Source organism: Bacillus sp. BS98 (assembly GCF_008432245.1).
GTDB lineage: Bacteria > Bacillota > Bacilli > Bacillales > Bacillaceae_G > Bacillus_A > Bacillus_A toyonensis.
The window spans coordinates 5,000,560-5,016,773 of sequence record NZ_CP043830.1; the positions used below are offsets into that span (position 1 = coordinate 5,000,560).

The window sequence follows — 16,214 nt, forward strand, 5'->3', positions numbered from 1 at the left end:
AATGCTATCCTTTAAGCGTATCCATTTCATCTACATGAACTGTCGTGCGATTACGATACAAAGCAATTAAAATGGCGAGCCCTACCGCCGCCTCCGCTGCCGCTACAGCCATCGTAAACAGCGAGAAGATTTGCCCTGTTAAATTCGGGAACAAACCTAATTTACTAAACGCCACTAAATTTAAATTGGCAGCATTTAGCATTAATTCGATACAAACTAATACGATTACTGTGTTTCGCTTCGTTAAAGCTCCAAATAAACCGATGCAAAACAAAATAATCGCAAGTGTTAAATACGCAGAAGCTGGAACGCTACTCATTGGAATCCTCCTCTTTCTCATCCTTCTTCGCAAGTATAATCGCGCCAACAAGTGCTACAAGTAAAATAACCGAGGTTAACTCAAATGGAATAATGTATTTCGAATAGAGAAGTGTACCGATTTGAAGTGTGTTTTTTTCATGGAGAGGTAAACTTCCTTGTGTGCTTTCATTTGAAAAATCGATACTATTAACAGCGAAATACATAACTGCCCCAAATGCTACAACTGCAAAGAAGATAATCCATTTTCGAAGAGTAAGACGTGATTCATTTTCCGCATTATGTTTCGTTAACATAATGCCAAAAATCATAATAATTGTGATTGCACCAGAGTAAAGTAAAATTTGTGCAACTCCGATAAACTCGGCCGATAAAAGAAAGTACAAACCTGCAATGCTGAGAAATGTCAGAACGAGAGCTAGCATCATATGCATTACTTTCGTTAAGTTCAACATGAGAACACCACCGATAATTGCAGATAAGGATAGTATAAAGAATGCTACAAACTCGCCATTCATGCTTTATTCTCCTTCCTGACGTTTTCATCGTTTTCGTCGAGCCACTGCAAATTTTTAAATAAATCATCACGTGAATATGCTGCGAGTTCAAAGTTATTTGTCATAACAATTGCCTCTGTCGGGCAAACTTCTGTACATAAATCGCAAAGTATACAAATTTCAAAATTAATATCATACGTATCAATAATTTTCCCTTTTTTCGTAGGGTCAGGATGTTTCTTTCCCGTCAATTGAATGCAATCTGTCGGACAAATGTTAGAACACTGATTACAAACAATACATTTCTCAGGATAAAACTTTTGAATCCCTCTAAAGCGATCTGGCAATGGCAACGGCTGATTTGGATAATCATACGTCACCTTTTTCTTACTCAAATTACTCAGCGTATATTTTAAACCTTTAAATAACCCTTTCATCTCTTACTGGCACCCCCTTCATAGATTAGAAGAATAGCTCCTTAATCAATGCCGTTAAGAAAATATTTGCAAGTGCGATTGGTAATAATACTTTCCAGCCAAACTCCATTAACTGGTCACCCCTTATACGCGGGAACGTAACGCGGAACCAAATTAATAGAAAGACTACACTGCTAAATTTCAAAGCAAACCATACAGCACCTGGAATAAATCCAAGAAACATAACTGGGTTCCAGCCGCCTAAAAAAAGTACTGTAATTAAAGAGGCCATTCCGAAGAAATATACATACTCTGAAAGCATGAAAAACGCCCAGCGAAAACCTGAGTATTCCGTATGATATCCAGAAACAAGTTCTGACTCCGCTTCTGGTAAATCAAACGGCGTCCTATTTAACTCTGCTACTGCTGCGATTAAGAAAACGACGAATCCAATTGGCTGTACGAAAATGTACCAAACTTTCTCCTGCGCCGCTACAATTTCATTTAGATTCAAGCTACCAGCTAACAAAACGATACCAATTACGCTCATTACGAGCGGAATTTCATAAGAAATCATTTGCGCCGCCGCGCGCATCCCTCCTAAAAGGGAATATTTATTATTTGATGCCCATCCCCCAGTTACGACACCAATTGTCGTAATCCCAGAAACAGCAATGTAATACAGCAATCCGACACCAATATCCGCGAACTGAAATTTATCGGTAAACGGGATAACCGCAAGTACCATAAATGCTGGCGCAAATGCAATGACAGGTGCTAATATGAACAACGGTTTATCTGCAGCTTTCGGAATACTATCTTCTTTCAATAATAGTTTCAAAACATCAGCTACCGTTTGCAGTAAACCGAACCGCCCTCCAACTTGGTTTGGCCCAATCCGGCCTTGCATAAATCCCATCACTTTCCGTTCTGCCAAAATACCATATGTAACGAAGCCAAGGACTGCAAATAGTAGAAGCACTGCTAATCCGAAAAAAATGAAGAAATTCGTCCAGCTTGAAGGTGATTGTAAGAGCGTCTCAATCATTAGCCATCGACCTCCCCAAGTACAATATCGACTCCACCTAAAATCGTAATTAAATTGGCGATGTTTTCACCCTTCAATAACTTCGGTAAAATTTGCAAGTTATAAAAAGAAGGTCTGCGGAATTTCAGACGATATGGCTCTTTCTTTCCGTCACTAGCGATATAGCAACCAATCTCTCCGCGTGGTGATTCTATACGGACAAACGCTTCCCCCTTAGGCGCCTTAATAATTTTCGGCACTTTCGCCAGTACGGCTCCGTCCTTTGGAAACTGCTGGACTGCTTGCTCTACAATTTTTAACGACTCTTCAATTTCCTCCATTCGGCAAACGTAGCGATCCCAAGCATCTCCCACGCTTCCAACAGGAATATCAAAATTAAAACGATCATAAATCGAATACGGCTCATCTTTGCGAAGATCCCAGTTTACTCCGGTGCACCGCAAATTCGCTCCGCTTAAAGAATACGAAATTGCTTTTTCCGCGCTATATATGCCAACGCCCTTCACGCGATTCAAGAAAATCTCATTACCACTAACAAGGTCGTGATAACCTGCCAATTGCTCTCTCATGTATGGAACAAACTCTTCCACTTTTTCAATCCAACCATCCGGCGCGTCCCACTTCACACCGCCGACTCTCATATAGTTAAAAGTAAGCCGTGCCCCGCATAATTCATTTAATAAATTTATAATCATCTCTCGTTCACGAAACGCGTACAAAAACGGGCTGACCGCTCCTATATCAAGAAGATTTGTCCCCCACCAAACGAGATGGCTCGCAATTCTTCCCAGCTCCATCGCAAGTACTCGCAAGTATTCGGCACGCTCCGGAATTTCAAGTCCCATCATCGTCTCTACAGCATGGCAAATGACGTAATTATTCGTCATTGCTGATAAATAGTCCATTCGATCTGTATAAGGGATAATTTGCGTATACTGTAAGCTCTCAGCGATCTTTTCAGTCCCGCGATGCAAATACCCAATAACCGGTGTAGCTTCTTTAATAATTTCACCGTCAATCTTAATAACAAGCCTGAAAACACCGTGTGTACTCGGATGCTGAGGTCCTACATTCAAAAGCATTTCTTCCGTACGAATCATAAGTTACACCTCCACATCATACGGTTCATAATCTTTCCTAAGCGGATACCCTACCCAATCATCAGGCATTAAAATACGCGATAAATTCGGATGTCCCTTAAATGCAATGCCTAGCAGATCATACGCTTCTCGCTCCGGCCAGTCAGCCCCTTTCCACAGCGCTGTTACCGATTCAACTTGCGGCACTTCTCTATCCAGCTTTACCTTCACCGCTACAGACTGTTTCTTTCCATATGAAAATAAATGAACATACACTTCCATATGAGTCACAAAATCTGTCGCATGTAGCTCTGACATATAATCAAAAGCAAGTCCCTCATGGAATCGTAGTAACTCCATCACCTCATAATATTTTGAAGGATCCACCACAAGAGTTGGTACATCTTTTGAAAGTTTATTAATATAGGAATCTACTAATGTGCTACCTCCTAATTTACCCCTAATAACCTCAACATACTGATTGAGATACGGCTGATTAACGGACGGTTCTTCTTGCTTCGGTACATCTTCCTTTTCACTTTCAGCACCCTTCGTCTTCGCCCTTGCCGCCGCAGCCGCTTTCGCCTTCGCTGCTGCAATTGCCTTCGCCTTTTCATCTCCCAAATTTCCATCACCTAGCGAAGCTTTCTGTTTCGCTAGCGCCGCTGCTTTTGCTTTCGCAGCTGCCACGGCCTTCGCCTTCGCTTTAGCCTTTTCTTCTTCCGTTACCTCTTCTGTTCCTTCTCTTTTTTGCTTCGCTAGCGCCGCCGCTTTTGCTTTCGCAGCTGCGGCTGCCTTCGCCTTCGCTTTGGCCTTTTCTTCTTCCGTTACCTCTTCTGTTCCTTCTCTTTTTTGCTTCGCTAGCGCCGCCGCTTTTGCTTTCGCAGCTGCGGCTGCCTTCGCCTTCGCTTTGACCTTTTCTTCTTCCGTTACTTCTTCTGTTCCTTCTCTTTTTTGCTTCGCTAATGCTGCCGCTTTTGCTTTCGCAGCTGCGGCTGCCTTCGCCTTCGCTTTGGCCTTTTCTTCTTCCGTTACCTCTTCTGTTCCTTCTCTTTTTTGCTTCGCTAGCGCCGCCGCTTTTGCTTTCGCAGCTGCGGCTGCCTTCGCCTTCGCTTTGGCCTTTTCTTCTTCCGTTACTTCTTCTGTTCCTTCTCTTTTTTGCTTCGCTAACGCTGCCGCTTTTGCTTTCGCAGCAGCTGCTGCACGTTGTTTTGCTTCTTCTACAGTCATTCCATCAATTTTTGGTAGCGCTTTCTCTTTTTCTTGATTTTCTCCCTCAAGCTTACTTATTTCCGCATCATGTTTCGCAACAAGACGTTTTCTCGCTTCCTCTTTCGCGCGCCTAGCAGCTTCTCTTTTCAGATCCTCTAAATCTTTATTTGGATTACTCATTTATTCGTCACCTGCTTCCCCGTCTTTGCCTCGTAACGAATTTTCTCTTTCAACTTATTAATTCCATAAATTAAAGCTGCAGGGTTTGGTGGGCATCCAGGAATATACACATCAACTGGTACAATTTGATCTACACCTTTCACAACAGCGTACGAATTCACATACGGACCACCAGCAGTCGCACAAGATCCCATCGCAATAACCCATTTCGGTTCAGGCATTTGATCATATAAACGCCTAACAATAGGAGCCATCTTCTTCGTTACCGTTCCCGACACAATCATGACATCTGATTGCCTTGGTGAAGTCCGAAAAAATGACCCAAATCGATCTAAATCGTAATGTGATGAACCTACTCCCATCATTTCAATCGCACAGCATGCCAGTCCGAATGTCATCGGCCATAAAGAATTACTCCTCGCCCACCCTTTTAACTGCTCCAATGTAGAAAAAAAGATATTTCTCTCTAATTCCGCTCGCTCATTTGGATGTAGTGCCTCAAAATTTATAACCATTGTAACACCTTCTTTTTCCAAGCATAAGCTAATCCAACTAGCAACATTACAACAAAGATGAGCATTTCAATTAATGCAAATAAACCTAGCTTGTCATATGCAACAGCCCATGGATATAGAAATAAAGTTTCTACATCAAAGATGACAAACAATAAAGCGAAAATATAGTAACGAGCATGAAACCGAATATTTGCATCATGAAAAGGCTCAATTCCACTCTCATACGTCGTCGCTTTTGCTGCACTTGGTTTGTTTGGGTGCAGCATCCTTCCTAATGTAAGAGCCACTACCGGCAGTAATATGCCTACTAGCAAGAAAATCAAAACGATCATATAACTATTTTCATATACACTTGCCATTGTGAAACCCTCCCCCCTAAATTAAGAACAAGTTCACTTAGTAAACAATATGTCCCAGTTGCGACAAATATTATTTTTAAATTTTTCTAAATAATTAAACTATTTTATTTATTATAGCAAACTTCAAATTCCTATGTCGATATGTTGAGGACAGAAACAAGAATTATTAAAATCTATTTTTATAACTCGCTATACCTGTGCAAAATAAGTATAGAATTTATATATATTTTTTAGGCAATCGCAAAAAATAAAAAGGAAGTTTATATGTATATACCGTAGGTGATATAAATGAAAAAACAAACACATGTAAGTATTCTTATAAGCGTTTTATTGTTTTCTATCGCGATTCATTACGTAGCAATGCCCTTTCTATATGAATACTCATTTCCCTTTCAAATATTAATCGGAATGAGCACCCTATTAATTGATATTATCGCTTGTAGTTATATATTTTATTTTACAAATACGAAACAAGGGTTACCCCGTTTATTTTGGATCATATTATCTGTTGGGGCTCTCTCTTATTTCATTGGTGATATAGTTGTTTCCTATCAACGTTTAATTTTAAAGGACTACTATACGTTTGTTGATCCGTCTGACTTTTTTTACCTACTTTTTTTAATTAGCTTTGCACTTGCCTTTCTATATGAGATCATTTATAACCGGGACTTATTAGAAAAGCTTTTTATGATATGTGATATTTGTATTATCGTTACAGCCCAATTTACTTTAAGTTACTACTTACTTATTGAGCAAACCATTCACGTTTTCACAACATCCTATATCGATATATTTGTTCAACTTACCTATCCAATGGCTGATTTACTCTTTCTTTTAATTGGAATCAACCTTTTATTCAGACCATTATCCTTATTACCAAAACAAGTTGGTGCACTTCTTGGTAGTGCTTTAATTTTGTATGCTACTACAGATGCTATTTATGCTTATATAAAATATTTCACACCAGCGTATTCTATGTTTACAGTTACTCCGTTCTATCAAGTTGTTTTAGTGCTAGCAGCAATCGCCTGTATTCTTCATACGAAAGAGCCTGAAAAACAAGAGCAGGTACTATTAACGCCTAAATTTGGGGAATCAATCCGATTATTATTACCTTATATTTCTGTAGTAATGCTTATTATTTTTATATTGGCCGAATATGTTTTTGCCCCCATTGTAGTAATCGGGCTTATAATAACTTTCACTTTCGTTCTCATACGCCATAGTTTAGTTCGAAAACAAAATAAAATATTATTACTAGCCCAAATGCAATTCAACTTGGAACTCGAGAAACAAATTGAACTACGTACAGAAGATTTAGTAGAACAAAAAAATGAGCTCTATCATAACCAACAAATGTTTAAATCTTTATACGAGCACCATCCAGATCCAATCTTCACATTAGATTTGTACGGCAATTTTCTTAAAGTTAATAACGCTGGTACTACTTTACTAGGGTATCAAACGAATGAATTATTAAATCAACCTTACTACTCACTCATATACGAAGAAGATTTAGAAGAAATTATTAACGCCTTTCATCGCGTAAAAAAGGGGAATTCTATCTCTTTAGAAATACGAGCGTATCACAAAAACAGAGATATTTACTACTTGCATGTTACAGCTGTTCCCATCTTTTTAAAGGATCATATTTCAGGGGTCTACTTAATGATTAAAGATATTACGGAAAGCAAACAACAACAAGAACAAATTAATTTCCTAGCATATCATGATACTTTAACTGAACTTGCAAATCGCCGTGCATTTCATCAATATTTAGAAAAGGCGATTGCACGAGCAAAAATATCGAAAAGCTCCTTTGCTGTTATGTTTCTCGATTTAGACCGCTTTAAGGTTATTAATGATACTCTCGGGCATCGGGTGGGAGACCTCCTATTAATTGCAGTAGCCAAAAGGCTTGAACGATTATCAACACAGCATATGAAACTTGCTCGACTAGCTGGAGATGAGTTCACAATCCTCATCGAAAATTATAAAAAAAGGACAGATGTAAAAAAAATAGCTGATATGATTGTAGCGGCCATGAACAAACCATTCGAAATCGAAAATCAGCATTTACGAATCTCACCGAGTATCGGGATTGCAATATACCCTGAAGCGGGCGAAGACCCACTTTCTATTTTACAACATGCCGATATGGCCATGTACGAAGCAAAAAATAAAGGAAAAAATCGTAGCTCTCTTTATACGAAAGAACTATATAAGAAAATAGAACGAAAAGCTCGAATCGAAAAGGATTTGCCACTCGCTTTAGTAAACAAGGAATTTTATCTCGTCTATCAGCCACAAATTGATACGACAACAAATAAAATTATCGGCGCTGAAGCATTAATACGTTGGAAACATCCACTATTAGGTGACATTTCACCATGTGAGTTCATTCCAATTGTAGAAGAAACGCCACAAGTCGTTCCACTTGGACATTGGGTATTAAAAGAAGCCTGTCTCCAATTAAAAATATGGCATACCTTTGGCTATCAAAATTTAAAAATAAGCGTTAATTTATCAGCAAAAGAGTTCCAACAAAATCAATTAATCGAAAACATTTCACAAATATTAAACGACGTGCAGGTCGATCCAAAACATGTCACACTTGAGTTAACAGAACGAATTGCGATGATTAATGAAAAAGAAACACTATCGAGACTGAAGCAATTAAAAGAATATGGCATTCAAACGGCCATTGATGACTTCGGTACTGGCTATTCTTCTCTCGCTTATTTATCAATTTTCCCTATCGATACATTAAAGGTACCAAGAGAATTTACACAACTAGCCGATCATCGCCCTGAAGAAAGAGCCATCTTTTCCACTATCCTTTCTCTTGCAAATACTTTAAATCTCTCTGTCATTGCTGAAGGAATTGAAACGGAAAAACAACTTAAGTTTCTACAAAAAAACAACTGTAAATATATGCAAGGTTACTATTTCAGTAAACCTTTAACAAGTAAACAGTTTATAAAATTTCTACAAAAAACACCCAGTATGAACAATTAATTCACACTGGGTGTTTTTATCCTGCTATTTGCGAGAGTGAAAGTTCGTTATCATTTTGGGATGAATAAAGCCCCAATGACAACAGTTTCACTTTATATTGTTGGGGTTTTTTTCTCGTAATATTCTTCTGCAACCTCTTCGTAAAAAGCTGAAGCTGTCGTATAGAAATATGGAATTAACCAGAGGAATCCAATCCCTAATGTAATACAACTTAATATAAACCAACCAATAAAACTTAAACATAAAATGAAATACTCCATTTTATGCCCATCCATCATACGACGGCTTTCTGTAATGGCTTGATTCAATGAATACTCGGGATGATCGTTTATAATAAAATACGTCATCGCATAAGAAAATGATTTAATAATGCCTGGAATAATGAAAAGTAAAGTCCATAAAAGAAGATAAAGATTCACTAATAAATATACTAAAAATGATTTTAAAAATCTTTTCCCCTCTGTAAACCAAACAAATACATTGCCGATACTAGCTTGTTTTTCACGAATGATATTTAAAGCCAGATAATACCCCCCTAAAGTTAACGGTCCGGTAACAAAAAGTGTAAGAATATCTATCGAAAATGAACCAGTTGTATCTTGCCAACCGAAAGTTGAAGAAAATCCCCACTTAACACTAAAACTAAACATCGTGATAAGAATTGAAATTAATAATGTTGCCCCAACAGCTAAGCCCCATTTTCCTTCTAGAGAGTCTAACGCTTCTCCTTTTAAATCACTAATCATAATTAGCCTCCTATACGTAACAATTCTATTAGTATAGCATGTTCTTACCGCAATTCATCTTTTGAAATATAACGATAAAAATGAGATGTCGTTGTACCCATATACGGACTAAGCCAAAGAAAACCTATTCCAAATGTCAAAATCGCTAAAATAACCCACCCTATAAAACTAAGCCATAAAAGAAACAAATCTAACTTATGTCCCTTCATAAGACTCTTACTTTCTTTCATTGCTTGTGACACACTATATTCTGGATTTCCAATCATTACATAGTACGTCATTGCATAAGAAAAATACATCACAATCATGCCAACGATTGAAATAGCTAATAGTACGAAGAAAGCAATTGCAAATGACGTATTCCCTTCTTCACCTAACAATGCAAATAAGCCTATTAACAACATCGGAATCCATGTACCTGTATATAACAAAATCGCAAGCATTGCCCACATTGTTTTCATCATTCTTTTAAAACCACGAAATCCTTCGAATAAGTAATCTACTTTAGCACCTTCTCGTTTACTAATCTGTAGACATACATTCGTATAACCGTATGATGTAATACCATACGATGCGTTACTCAAAATTATCATGATACAATAAAATACCCCAAATGTAATAGCTGCTCCAATTGATATTGTTTCCCCTTCAATTGAACCAGCGAAGCTAACAATTAAAAAAAATAGAATAAGTCCTGGAATTAAAAGTATAAGCATTGCAGCCATTGAAACAACATAACTTAAAATAAAATATAAAATCGTTGATCCAACACCTAGTCCCCAATTCCCCTTTAAAGAGTGCAACGCTTCTCGTTTCATTTCACCGATCATTGATTCATCCCCTTTATGAAATATAAATTGTTGTACATTCTCTACTTATACAACCATCAATGCAATTATACCATTTTTGTAAAATTATCCATAAAATACAATAAAAAAATCCGTAAAGGTTTTACCTTTACGGATTTTTTTATTTCATATCGGAAACGTTTAAACGGTTCACAGCACGTTGTAATGCCATTTCTGCACGTTTAAAGTCAACATGTGCTTGTTTGTCTTGCATACGTTGCTCAGCGCGACGCTTCGCTTCATTTGCACGATGGATATCGATATGGTTTGCTTCTTCAGCAGATGATGATAATACAGTTACTTTATCTGGACGAACTTCGATAAAGCCACCGCTAACTGCTACATAATCAGTGTGTCCACCATTTTTCAGACGAACTGCACTAATTTTTAATGGTGCAACAGTTGGAATGTGACCTGGTAAGATCCCCATTTCCCCACTCTCTGCTTTTACACTTACCATCTCTACTTCTTTTTCGTAAACCGGTCCATCAGGAGTTACAATACTGACTGGAAATGTCTTCATACTTCGTCCCTCCTAAGGCCTTACGCCATCATTTTCTTCGCGTTTTCAATAACTTCTTCAATGCCACCAACAAGGCGGAATGCATCTTCTGGAAGGTCATCATATTTTCCTTCTAGAATTTCTTTGAAACCACTAACTGTATTTTTTACAGGTACATAAGAACCTTTTTGACCTGTAAACTGCTCAGCTACGTGGAAGTTTTGAGATAAGAAGAATTGAATACGACGAGCACGATGTACAACTAACTTATCTTCTTCAGATAACTCATCCATACCTAAGATAGCGATGATGTCTTGAAGCTCTTTATAACGTTGTAAAGTTTGCTGTACTTGACGAGCTACTTCATAATGCTCTTCTCCTACGATTTCTGGAGAAAGTGCACGAGATGTAGATGCTAATGGATCTACGGCTGGGTAAATACCCATTTGCGTTAAACGACGCTCTAAGTTTGTTGTTGCATCTAAGTGAGCGAACGTTGTAGCTGGTGCTGGGTCAGTATAGTCATCGGCTGGTACATATACCGCTTGGATAGACGTGATAGACCCTTTATTTGTAGATGTAATACGCTCTTGTAATTGACCCATTTCTGTTGCAAGTGTTGGTTGGTAACCTACCGCAGATGGCATACGACCAAGAAGGGCAGATACTTCAGAACCCGCTTGCGTGAAACGGAAGATGTTATCGATGAACAATAGTACGTCTTGTCCTTGTTCATCACGGAAATGCTCAGCCATTGTTAAACCTGTTAATGCAACACGTTGACGTGCTCCAGGTGGCTCGTTCATTTGTCCGAATACCATCGCAGTTTTCTTGATTACGCCAGAATCACTCATTTCGTGGTATAAGTCATTACCCTCACGAGTACGCTCACCTACACCAGCGAATACAGAGATACCACCGTGCTCTTGTGCGATGTTGTTAATTAATTCCTGAATTAATACTGTTTTACCTACGCCGGCACCACCGAATAGACCGATTTTACCACCCTTAATGTAAGGAGCAAGTAAGTCTACTACTTTAATACCAGTTTCAAGAATTTCTACTTTAGTAGATAACTCTTCGAATGCAGGTGCTTGACGGTGAATTGGATCACGGTGTACATCCGCAGGAAGTTCACCATCTAAGTCAATTGCATCACCTAATACGTTAAATACACGACCAAGTGTTGCATCACCAACTGGTACAGAGATTGCTTTACCAGTATCTTCTACTTCTGTGCCACGAACAAGTCCATCTGTGGAAGACATTGCAACTGTACGAACTGTGTCATCACCTAAATGAAGTGCAACTTCAAATGTTAAGTTAATGTTTGCTCCGTTTTCGTTGCTTTGTTTTACCGTAAGGGCGTTGTAGATTTCTGGTAGCTTTCCGCCATCAAACTTAACGTCTACAACCGGACCCATGATTTGCGTAACGCGCCCTTTATTCATCGGGTTCCCTCCTAGCTTTCTTTTAATTAGCCAGCTTTCTAAGAGAAGTCGGCTTTTAATTTTTTATTAGTTTATAGCTTATGCGACTCTTTTGACAGAGCCGCTTCCACTTTTTATTGAATCTAGTTCCAGCGGCTAGAACAGTCGGTCATTTCGCGCCTTCCTGCGAGGCAAATTACGCCTCTTCGTCAGGAGCTCCAATGCCCTCCTGTTCTGGACGAGCCGCTTCCACTTTTTATTACTATTCTAACGCTGCTGCTCCACCAACGATTTCCGTAATTTCTTGCGTAATCGCTGCTTGACGTGCACGGTTGAATGAAAGTGTAAGTGAATCGATAACTTCCATTGCGTTGTCTGTAGCACTCTTCATTGCTGTCATACGCGCCGCGTGCTCACTTGCTTTACCGTCTAGTAATGCACCGTACACTAAGCTTTCTGCGTATTGTGGCAATAATACTTTTAATATTTCTTCTTCAGAAGGTTCGAATTCATAAGCTGTCGTCGGTTTGTCAGACGCCACATCAGTAAGCGGTAAAATTTTATTTTCCGTTACTTCTTGTGAAATTTTACTTACGTAATGGTTGTAGTAAATATACAGCTCATCATAAGCACCATCTGCGAACATCGCAATTGCTCGAGAAGCAAGATCTTTAATATCAGTAAATGATGGGTGGTCAGATAATCCAACTACTTCATCAATGATGTTAAATCCGCGACGTTTTAAATAATCACGTCCTAGTCGGCCAAGCACAATAATTGAATATTGGTTTGAATCCATATTATGACGTTCACGAATCACGTTACTAACTGTACGTAATACGTTACTGTTATAACCACCTGCTAGTCCGCGATCAGATGTAATAACGATGTATCCTGTACGCTTTACAGGACGCGCATTTAGCATTGGATGATTAATTCCTTTACTTCCTTGCGCAATGCTCGCTACTACTTCTTGAATCTTTTCCATATACGGAACGAAAGATTTAGCATTTTGCTCTGCACGGTTTAACTTAGATGCAGATACCATCTCCATCGCTTTCGTAATTTGACTCGTTTTCTTTGTCGAGGTAATCTTCGCTTTTATATCGCGTAAAGATGCCACAGGTTTTCACCACCTTTTTTCCGGAAGTTGGCACGATTAGTAAGAATCCTCTTCCTAATCTACGTTGCAAGATATTCTTGCTCATGATTGAAGGAAAAGAATAGGTGCACCTACTCTTTTCCTCTACATAACCGTCAGCAATCTCAGAACCTGAGATGCCTTTTATATATACTATCTAGCTCCAGCGGCTTGAATGCTCGGTGGCTTCACTTCACATTCAAATCGAGCCGCTTCCGCTTTTATTAATTACTCAGAAGCTACGAATACTTTTTTAAATCCGTTAATTGCTGCTGCAAATTTGTCGTCATCCGCAAGTTTCTTAGTTGTGCGGATTTCGCTTAATAAGTCAGCTGCATTTGAATCTAACCAAGCATGGAATTCTTCTTCGAAACGAGTGATATCGACTACTGGGATATCATCTAGGAATCCACGTGTTAAAGCGTAAAGAATGATAACTTGTTTCTCTACACGTAACGGTTTGTGTAATCCTTGTTTTAATACCTCAACTGTACGAGCACCACGGTTTAGTTTCGCTTGCGTTGCTTTATCAAGGTCAGAACCGAACTGAGCGAACGCTTCTAACTCACGGTAAGATGCAAGGTCAAGACGAAGTGTACCTGATACTTTACTCATTGCTTTAATCTGAGCAGATCCACCTACACGTGATACAGAAGTACCCGCATCGATCGCTGGACGTACGCCAGAGAAGAATAGGTCAGATTGTAAGAAGATTTGTCCATCCGTAATCGAGATTACGTTTGTTGGGATGTAAGCTGATACGTCCCCTGCTTGTGTTTCGATGAAAGGTAGTGCAGTTAAAGAACCGCCGCCTCTTGCATCACTTAATTTTGCTGCACGCTCTAATAAGCGAGAATGTAAGTAGAATACATCCCCTGGATATGCTTCACGACCTGGAGGACGACGTAATAGTAATGAAAGCTCACGGTAAGCCGCTGCTTGTTTTGATAAGTCATCATATACTACTAATACGTGTTTACCATTGTACATGAACTCTTCACCCATTGTTACACCAGCGTAAGGAGCTAAGTATAATAATGGAGCTGGTTGAGAAGCTGATGCAGTTACAACGATTGTGTAATCTAATGCGCCGTGCTTACGTAGTGTTTCTACTACGTTACGTACAGTTGATTCTTTTTGTCCGATAGCTACATAGATACAAATCATATCTTCATCTTTTTGATTAATGATTGTATCAAGTGCAACTGCTGTTTTACCTGTTTGACGGTCACCGATGATTAACTCACGTTGACCACGGCCAATTGGTACAAGAGCATCGATCGCTTTAATACCTGTTTGAAGTGGCTCATGAACAGATTTACGATCCATTACACCTGGTGCTGGACTTTCGATTGGACGAGTGTTTGTTGTATTGATTGGGCCTAAACCATCAACTGGTTGACCTAATGGGTTTACAACACGACCGATTAGTTCTTTCCCTACTGGTACTTGCATGATGCGACCAGTACGACGAACTTCGTCACCTTCACGGATTTCTGTGTAAGGTCCTAAAATAATGATACCTACATTGTTTTCTTCTAAGTTTTGTGCTAGCCCCATAACGCCGTTAGAGAACTCTACAAGTTCACCAGCCATAACGTTATCAAGACCATGAGCACGCGCGATACCGTCACCAACTTGGATAACTGTACCAACATCACTAACTTCGATTTCAGACTGATAGTTCTCGATTTGTTGCTTTATCAGTGCGCTAATTTCTTCAGCTCTGATGCTCATGTGCTTCACCCCTATCTATTCTTCATTAATTCACGTTGAATACGTGCTAATTTTCCTTGTAAACTTCCATCATAAATGCGATTTCCAATACGTACTTTAATGCCGCCTAGTAAATCTTCATCTACAACATTTTTTACGCGAATTGCATCTTTTCCCGTTCTCTTTGCAAATGCTTCTGCAACGTTAAGCTTCTCTTCTTCAGATAGAAGACGAGTAGAATACACAGTTGCATCCGCTACGTTACGTTCTTCATTAGCAAGAACAACATATTCATCTGCAATTTCAGGTAAGATTTCAATGCGCTTGTTATCAATTAAAATATATAACGTATTTAAAATAGATTCAGAAACAGATCCGAATACGTTTGCAAGAAACGTTTTCTTCTGCTCTTTTGAAATGTTCGGTTGCGTTAAAAAGCTATGTAGTTCTCCGTTCTTTACATAAACGTTTTGTACAAGGCGTAATTCCTCTTCAAACATTTCTAATACGTGTTTTTCTTTTGCAATTTTAAAAAGAGCGACAGCATAACGTTTTGCTACAATCCCATTGCTCATCGCGCTTCTCCTACTTCTTTAATATAATCGCGAATTAACTTCACTTGATCTTCTTCTTTTAACTCTTTTTCAATTACTTTAGAAGCAATTTGAACAGATAAAGAAGCGACTTGTTCTTGTAAAGCAGCAATCGCTTGCTCTTTTTCGCGTTGAATTTCTTGTACAGCAGATGCTTTAATTGATTCTGCTTCTTCTTTCGCAGCAGCAACAATCACATCTTTTTGATCTACAGCTTGTTTTTTCGCTCTTTCGATTAACTCTTGTGCTTCAACACGCGATTGTTTTAACATTTCACGTTGTTCTTCTACTAATTTCTTCGCTTCAGCGTTACTTCTTTCTGCAGCGTCGATTTCACTAGTAACATGCTCTTCACGTTCTTTCATAATTCCCATTAAAGGACCCCACGCAAATTTGCGTAGCATTACTAATAGAAGTAAGAAAATGAACAATGTATAAGCAATCGTTCCAAATGGAATGGCAGCCCCTAATAATAAAGTTGGCACAAGGATTCACTCCCTTCAAAATATCTAAATTGATCATATGAAAAAAAAAGACATACGTTTCGTTCATAAAGCAATGGCGAAGAAAGTTCAAAAAACACTCTTCGCCATCTA

General features: G+C 38.8%; 17 protein-coding genes. 1 reads left to right on the forward strand and 16 read right to left on the reverse strand.

The window, feature by feature from the left end; genetic code table 11:
* Positions 1–4: 4 nt before the first annotated feature.
* Genes nuoK through nuoA form a run of 8 tightly spaced genes read right to left on the reverse strand, consistent with a single transcriptional unit; the run spans position 5 to position 5,624 of the window.
* The gene (gene nuoK, locus F0362_RS26085) at positions 5–319 is read right to left on the reverse strand and encodes an NADH-quinone oxidoreductase subunit NuoK (protein WP_000100078.1); all 315 of its coding nucleotides are present in this window, start codon (positions 317–319) and stop codon (positions 5–7) included.
* Complete coding sequence (locus F0362_RS26090) at positions 312–836, reverse strand: NADH-quinone oxidoreductase subunit J (protein WP_001012818.1); 525 nt, start codon at positions 834–836, stop codon at positions 312–314. Before F0362_RS26090 ends, nuoK begins: the two co-directional genes overlap by 8 nt.
* Entirely contained in the window at positions 833–1,252 is a 420-nt protein-coding gene (nuoI, locus tag F0362_RS26095; protein WP_000677189.1) for an NADH-quinone oxidoreductase subunit NuoI, read from the reverse strand. Before nuoI ends, F0362_RS26090 begins: the two co-directional genes overlap by 4 nt.
* A gap of 25 nt (positions 1,253–1,277) precedes the next feature.
* Complete coding sequence (gene nuoH, locus F0362_RS26100) at positions 1,278–2,279, reverse strand: NADH-quinone oxidoreductase subunit NuoH (RefSeq protein WP_000573426.1); 1,002 nt, start codon at positions 2,277–2,279, stop codon at positions 1,278–1,280.
* Positions 2,279–3,379, reverse strand: a complete 1,101-nt coding sequence (nuoD, locus tag F0362_RS26105; RefSeq protein ID WP_000621447.1) for an NADH-quinone oxidoreductase subunit NuoD — start codon at positions 3,377–3,379, stop codon at positions 2,279–2,281. The genes nuoH and nuoD overlap by 1 nt, the downstream gene beginning before the upstream one ends.
* A gap of 3 nt (positions 3,380–3,382) precedes the next feature.
* A complete protein-coding gene (locus tag F0362_RS26110) occupies positions 3,383–4,750 on the reverse strand; it encodes an NADH-quinone oxidoreductase subunit C (protein WP_149890044.1) in 1,368 nt (455 codons plus the stop codon).
* Positions 4,747–5,265: an NADH-quinone oxidoreductase subunit NuoB gene (nuoB, locus tag F0362_RS26115; protein WP_000236327.1), complete on the reverse strand. Its 519-nt coding sequence runs from the start codon at positions 5,263–5,265 to the stop codon at positions 4,747–4,749. The genes F0362_RS26110 and nuoB overlap by 4 nt, the downstream gene beginning before the upstream one ends.
* Positions 5,256–5,624, reverse strand: a complete 369-nt coding sequence (gene nuoA, locus F0362_RS26120; RefSeq protein WP_149890045.1) for an NADH-quinone oxidoreductase subunit NuoA — start codon at positions 5,622–5,624, stop codon at positions 5,256–5,258. Before nuoA ends, nuoB begins: the two co-directional genes overlap by 10 nt.
* Positions 5,625–5,912: 288 nt before the next feature.
* On the opposite strand from nuoA, the gene F0362_RS26125 reads away from it, so the two are divergent.
* On the forward strand, positions 5,913–8,642 hold the full coding sequence (locus F0362_RS26125) for an EAL domain-containing protein (RefSeq protein WP_000745015.1): 2,730 nt from the start codon (positions 5,913–5,915) through the stop codon (positions 8,640–8,642).
* Positions 8,643–8,734: 92 nt separating this feature from the next.
* Here F0362_RS26125 and F0362_RS26130 read toward each other — a convergent pair whose 3' ends face one another.
* The 8 genes from F0362_RS26130 to atpF form a co-directional block, all read right to left on the reverse strand.
* A complete protein-coding gene (locus F0362_RS26130) occupies positions 8,735–9,388 on the reverse strand; it encodes a DUF975 family protein (RefSeq protein WP_000622474.1) in 654 nt (217 codons plus the stop codon).
* A 44-nt stretch (positions 9,389–9,432) separates the two neighbouring features.
* Complete coding sequence (locus F0362_RS26135) at positions 9,433–10,218, reverse strand: DUF975 family protein (RefSeq protein ID WP_000578813.1); 786 nt, start codon at positions 10,216–10,218, stop codon at positions 9,433–9,435.
* Between the two features lie 139 nt (positions 10,219–10,357).
* Positions 10,358–10,759, reverse strand: coding sequence for a F0F1 ATP synthase subunit epsilon (atpC, locus tag F0362_RS26140; RefSeq protein ID WP_000847214.1), 402 nt, complete (start codon positions 10,757–10,759; stop codon positions 10,358–10,360).
* 20 nt (positions 10,760–10,779) lie between these two features.
* Positions 10,780–12,189 (reverse strand): F0F1 ATP synthase subunit beta, encoded by a 1,410-nt coding sequence (gene atpD / locus F0362_RS26145; protein ID WP_001032588.1) that lies wholly within the window; start codon positions 12,187–12,189, stop codon positions 10,780–10,782.
* 241 nt (positions 12,190–12,430) lie between these two features.
* Complete coding sequence (atpG, locus tag F0362_RS26155) at positions 12,431–13,291, reverse strand: F0F1 ATP synthase subunit gamma (protein ID WP_000157703.1); 861 nt, start codon at positions 13,289–13,291, stop codon at positions 12,431–12,433.
* 246 nt (positions 13,292–13,537) lie between these two features.
* Positions 13,538–15,046, reverse strand: coding sequence for a F0F1 ATP synthase subunit alpha (gene atpA, locus F0362_RS26160; protein WP_000027515.1), 1,509 nt, complete (start codon positions 15,044–15,046; stop codon positions 13,538–13,540).
* An 11-nt stretch (positions 15,047–15,057) separates the two neighbouring features.
* Positions 15,058–15,600 (reverse strand): F0F1 ATP synthase subunit delta, encoded by a 543-nt coding sequence (gene atpH / locus F0362_RS26165; protein ID WP_000064687.1) that lies wholly within the window; start codon positions 15,598–15,600, stop codon positions 15,058–15,060.
* Entirely contained in the window at positions 15,597–16,103 is a 507-nt protein-coding gene (atpF, locus tag F0362_RS26170; protein ID WP_001142619.1) for a F0F1 ATP synthase subunit B, read from the reverse strand. Before atpF ends, atpH begins: the two co-directional genes overlap by 4 nt.
* Positions 16,104–16,214: the final 111 nt, after the last annotated feature.